At 72.3% G+C, this 4,206-nt stretch carries 6 protein-coding genes and 1 pseudogene; 3 read left to right on the forward strand and 4 right to left on the reverse strand.

Annotated features, from left to right (window positions below):
* Positions 1–303: pseudogene (locus tag G3I65_RS23300) on the forward strand (alpha/beta hydrolase); the annotation flags it as partial.
* A 53-nt stretch (positions 304–356) separates the two neighbouring features.
* Here the strand turns inward: G3I65_RS23300 and G3I65_RS23305 are convergent.
* Together G3I65_RS23305 and dut are read right to left on the reverse strand one after the other, a co-directional pair.
* The gene (locus tag G3I65_RS23305) at positions 357–1,022 is read right to left on the reverse strand and encodes a DUF3710 domain-containing protein (RefSeq protein WP_160697997.1); all 666 of its coding nucleotides are present in this window, start codon (positions 1,020–1,022) and stop codon (positions 357–359) included.
* Positions 1,022–1,525 carry a dUTP diphosphatase gene (dut, locus tag G3I65_RS23310; RefSeq protein WP_125315775.1) on the reverse strand — a complete coding sequence of 168 codons (504 nt, stop codon included), beginning with the start codon at positions 1,523–1,525 and terminating at the stop codon, positions 1,022–1,024. Before dut ends, G3I65_RS23305 begins: the two co-directional genes overlap by 1 nt.
* A 24-nt stretch (positions 1,526–1,549) precedes the next feature.
* Between dut and G3I65_RS23315 the strand changes: the two genes are divergently transcribed.
* Positions 1,550–2,032, forward strand: coding sequence for a DUF3093 domain-containing protein (locus G3I65_RS23315; RefSeq protein ID WP_160697998.1), 483 nt, complete (start codon positions 1,550–1,552; stop codon positions 2,030–2,032).
* A 133-nt stretch (positions 2,033–2,165) separates the two neighbouring features.
* Here the strand turns inward: G3I65_RS23315 and G3I65_RS23320 are convergent, their stop codons facing one another.
* Complete coding sequence (locus tag G3I65_RS23320; protein WP_013224476.1) at positions 2,166–2,474, reverse strand: DUF4193 domain-containing protein; 309 nt, start codon at positions 2,472–2,474, stop codon at positions 2,166–2,168.
* Positions 2,475–2,957: 483 nt separating this feature from the next.
* On the opposite strand from G3I65_RS23320, the gene cei reads away from it, so the two are divergent.
* Positions 2,958–3,641: an envelope integrity protein Cei gene (cei, locus tag G3I65_RS23325; RefSeq protein WP_160697999.1), complete on the forward strand. Its 684-nt coding sequence runs from the start codon at positions 2,958–2,960 to the stop codon at positions 3,639–3,641.
* 298 nt (positions 3,642–3,939) lie between these two features.
* Here the strand turns inward: cei and G3I65_RS23330 are convergent.
* On the reverse strand, positions 3,940–4,206 hold a 267-nt coding region (locus tag G3I65_RS23330), incomplete at its 5' end, for an inositol monophosphatase family protein (protein ID WP_275940163.1).

A 4,206-nucleotide genomic window follows, 5' to 3' on the forward strand; every position in this document is an offset into this window, starting at 1 on the left:
TGGCTGCGGGCCGAACTGGACCGGGCGTGGCGCCGCCACGGCGACGGGCTGGCGGCGAGCCTGCGCGTGGCGGCGGGCCGTCCCTCGCCGACGCTCGCGGAGCTGTCGCGGCTCGCCGTCCCGGCCGGGATCGGCACCTGCACCGACGATCCGATCCACCCGACGAAAGTCGCATCGGAGTGGGCCACGGCACTCCCCCGCGGCGTCCTCGGCGAGACGACGCTCACGGCGCTGGGCGCCGACCGCGAGTCCCTCGGCCGGGCGACCGTCCTCGCCTTCCTGAAAGCCCTCGAAACGCCGTGAAGGCCTCCTTACCGGCACTTATGACCGGTAAGGAGGCCTTCACGGAATGAGCGTCAGCCCTGTTGCTGCTGGGCCGCGATGTGCTCGGCGACGGCCTCGGGCAGCGTGATGGTCAGCGGGGTGCGGACCGGCATCGGGGCGTCACCGCGGTCGACGATCGTGCGGCGGACGATCTCGCGCAGCACCTCGACGGCACCCGCGGCCTCCGACTGCGGCCCGGCGATCACGCCGCGCAGCATCCAGCGGGGCCGGTCGACGCCGACGAACCGCAGCGCGACGTCGTTGACGATGGCCGAGATCTCCAGGCCCCACTTGCCGCGGCCGATGTTGACCTTGGCGCCGTCGGCCCGCAGCTGCTCGGCGAGCTCGGTGCTCACCTCGCGCCACAGCCCGCCGGAGCGCGGCGCGGCGTAGGCGCTGACCGTGATCTGGCCCTGCTCGGTGACGACGTGCACGGCGCGCACGCCCCCGGTCTCCGGGTCCATCTCGACCTGGACCTGGGAACCGTCGGGCACCGGCACCTTCACCGAGCCGAGGTCGATCCGCGGGACGCCGTCGTCGTCGAAGTCCGCGACGTCGAACGGGCCGTCGGAAACGTCCGAAAGCTCCGACTCCTCGTCGTCGTACGGCTCGTCCTCGATCGTGTCGTCGGCCTCGGGCGCGGCGTGCCTGCCGGCGGACCCGCCCTCGGTCCGCCGCTTGCGTCCGAAAATCCCCACTACTTCTCCGTTCCTTCCCCCGCGCCGGCGCTCGCGGCGAGCGCCGGTGCTCCCAGTGTGGCGTGTCCGCCGGTGGATCCGTAGCCGCCGGCACCCCGTTCGGTGGTGTCGAGCTCGGCGACCTCGACGAACTCGGCGTGCTCGACCCGCTGCACGACCAGCTGGGCGATGCGGTCGCCGCGCGTCAGCTCCACCGGGTGCACCGGGTCGTGGTTGATCAGGCAGACCTTGATCTCCCCGCGGTAGCCCGCGTCGATCGTGCCCGGGGTGTTCACCACCGACAGCCCGACCCGGGCGGCCAGGCCCGAGCGCGGGTGGACGAACCCCGCGTACCCGGGCGGGAGCGCGATCGCGACACCGGTGCCGACCACCCCGCGTTCCCCGGGTGCCAGGACGATATCCGAGGTCGTGACGAGATCGGCGCCCGCGTCGCCCGGTCGGGCGTAGGCGGGCAGCGGGACATCCGGGTCGAGCCGGGAGAGGAGTACCTGAACGCTGGACACGGGCGGCGAGATTACTCTCTACCCGTGGGTGAATCAGCGAAGACGGCCGCTAGTGCCGCGGTCCGGCACTCCGAGCGGCTGTACGTCCCGTGGTGGGGCTGGCCGCTGCCGGTGCTCGGCGCGGTCCTGCTCGCGGCCGAGATCGACCTCGGCTACCCGGGGATCCGGGCGTGGCTGCCGTACGTGATCGCGCTGCCGGTCGTGGTGGCGCTGCTGCTGTCGCTGGGCCGGTCGAAGGTCCGCGTCACCGGCGGCGACGAGCCGGAGCTGTGGGTCGGCGACGCCCACCTGCCGCTGCGCTACGCCGGCGAGGTGGAGATCTTCGACAAGGAAGCCAAGCGCAAGGCGCTCGGGCGCGACGGCGACCCCGCCGCCTACGTGCTGCACCGCGGCTGGGTCGGCCCGGTGGTCAAGGTCCGCCTCACCGACCCGAGCGACCCGACGCCGTACTGGCTGTTCAGCACCCGGCACCCCGAGCGCGTCGCCGAGCTGCTCAAGGGCGCCTGACCCCGGACATGGGAAGGGGGCCGGCCCACCGGCCGGCCCCCTTGTCCCCAGCGCGCTTCGAGCCTCCCCCTTGGTGGTCCCTCGAGGCTCTCCGTCGCGTCTGTTCGTCCCCTGTCGAGAACCCCCGCGCTTGTCAGGCGCAGTCGCGGCAGATCAGGCGTCCGCCGTTGTCCTCGGCCAGCCGGCTGCGGTGGTGCACCAGGAAGCACACGGAGCAGGTGAACTCGTCCGCCTGCTTCGGCACCACCTTGACGGTCATGTCCTCACCGGAAAGCCCGGAAAGGTCGGCACCCGGCAGCTCGAAGTTCTCGGCGGTCGCGTCCTCGTCGACGTCGACGACGCCGGACTGGTTCTCGTTCCGCCGGGCCTTGAGCTCCTCCAACGAGTCTTCGGCCAGCTCGTCGGCTTCGCTGCGGCGCGGAGCGTCGTAGTCGGTAGCCATGTTGTCCCTCACCCCTGCGATCAGCTTGTATGTTCGTTTCCTCCGGACCCCAGGGTCGCCCCGTGAGTCCGCCGTGCCGCTGGTCAACGTTCCAGGGCCCTCGTTTGTGCCCGACGGCCGAAGTGACCGAGGTCTCTTCTTTTCGCGCCTCTTCCTGCGGCCGGAGCCCGGGAAGGGTAGCTCACGCCCGCGACGGTTCTGCAACGAGTCAGACATTGCCGGGGATTCGTCACCCGACAGGGGGAACCCGCAGGTAAGACGCGTTGTCGTCCGTTCGGGTTGCCCACGGGTGGAGAACCCCACAGGCGGCCCGTGTCCGCTTGCCCCGGCCGGCCGGGCGTGGTGCGATCGCCGCACGGGGATCGGGCGTTCCGGCGGGGTGACCCGGAACGAGCCGCGCCGGCCGCAGCGCCTAGGCTGATCGGCCACGACGGGTGCCGGGTTTCGCACGGTCGGTTTCGGTGTTCGGGAAGGGACGGGCAGGTGGCGTCGGGGAACGGCATCGGGGACCGTGGGGCGCGGCCGTATCGCAAGCACAAGCCGCTGCCGGCGCTGATCGTCATCGGCGTGCTCGCCCTCGGCGCGATCATCGTCTGGATCAACGCGGCGGTCGGCAAGGGCGACGTCGACGAGGCCGTGAAGTGCGACCCGCCCGCGAGCCCGCCGCCGGGTGTCACGTTCAGCACCCTCCCCCACAACTCCCTCGACGACCGCGCGCCGATCCCGCCGGACAAGGTCGCGGTGAAGGTCCTCAACGCGTCGAGCACCCGCGGCCAGGGCGGCATCGCCACCACGGCGCTCAAGGAGCTGGGCTTCACCGGCGCCGGCGAGCCGGCCAACGACCCCGCCTACGACGGCCGGGTGGCCAAGTGCCGCGGCCAGATCCGCTTCGGCGAGAACGGCGTCACCGCGGCGCGGACGCTGAGCCTGGTGGTCCCGTGCGCGGAGCTGGTCCAGGACAACCGCAAGGACGCGAGCGTCGACCTGGTGACCGGCTCGCTCTTCGGCGACATCCGGCCGCGCGCCGAAGCCCGCCAGATCCTCACCCAGCTCGCCGACTGGTCCAGGACCCACCAGGGCGGCGGCGGCAACGAGCAGTCGGCCGGCGCGAAGGCCCCGGTGATCGACCAGACCCTGCTGGCCTCGGCCCGCGACGTCGCCTGCTGACCTTCCCCGGCTCCCGACGCCACAACCCCCGCGCGTGGGGGCGCCCCCGATCTCCACGCTACCGGGAGGCACCGACAGTTCCGGCCGCCCAACGACGTGAATGACTCATTCATGTCGTTGGGCGACATGAATGAGTCATTCACTACACGCCGGACGACAGGGTCCCGGCAAAGTCGCGCCGGCGAGCGGGTGACCGGCCGCAAGCCCGCCGCGTGGTCCGGCCTCGCGGGGATGTCGTGAAAGGGTCATTCATGTCGTCCGGCGAGGTGAATGACTCATTCCTGTCATCCGGCCGCCCTCAGACCTCCCCCGCCCCGCAATCGGCCAGCAGCTTCCGCAGCGGGTCCGCGATCGACGGCGCCGCCGCGTAGGTCGCGTCCGCGCCCAGCTCCGGCACCGACCCCGGCACGGACACCACCGCGCCCGCCTCCGCCGCGATCAGCGCCCCCGCGGCCCAGTCCCACCGGTGCAGGCCGTGCTCGAAGTACGCGTCCAGCCAGCCCGCCGCGACCGCGCACAGGTCCAGGGACGCCGCCCCGTTGCGGCGGATGTCGCGCACCCTGCC

Origin of the sequence: Amycolatopsis sp. SID8362 (genome assembly GCF_010550475.1) — a bacterium.
Lineage (GTDB): Bacteria > Actinomycetota > Actinomycetes > Mycobacteriales > Pseudonocardiaceae > Amycolatopsis > Amycolatopsis eburnea.

Excerpts from the sequence above, each read along its gene's own strand:
- G3I65_RS23320 (WP_013224476.1), bottom strand. The coding sequence starts at position 2,474 with ATGGCTACCGACTACGACGCTCCGCGCCGCAGCGAAGCCGACGAGCTG.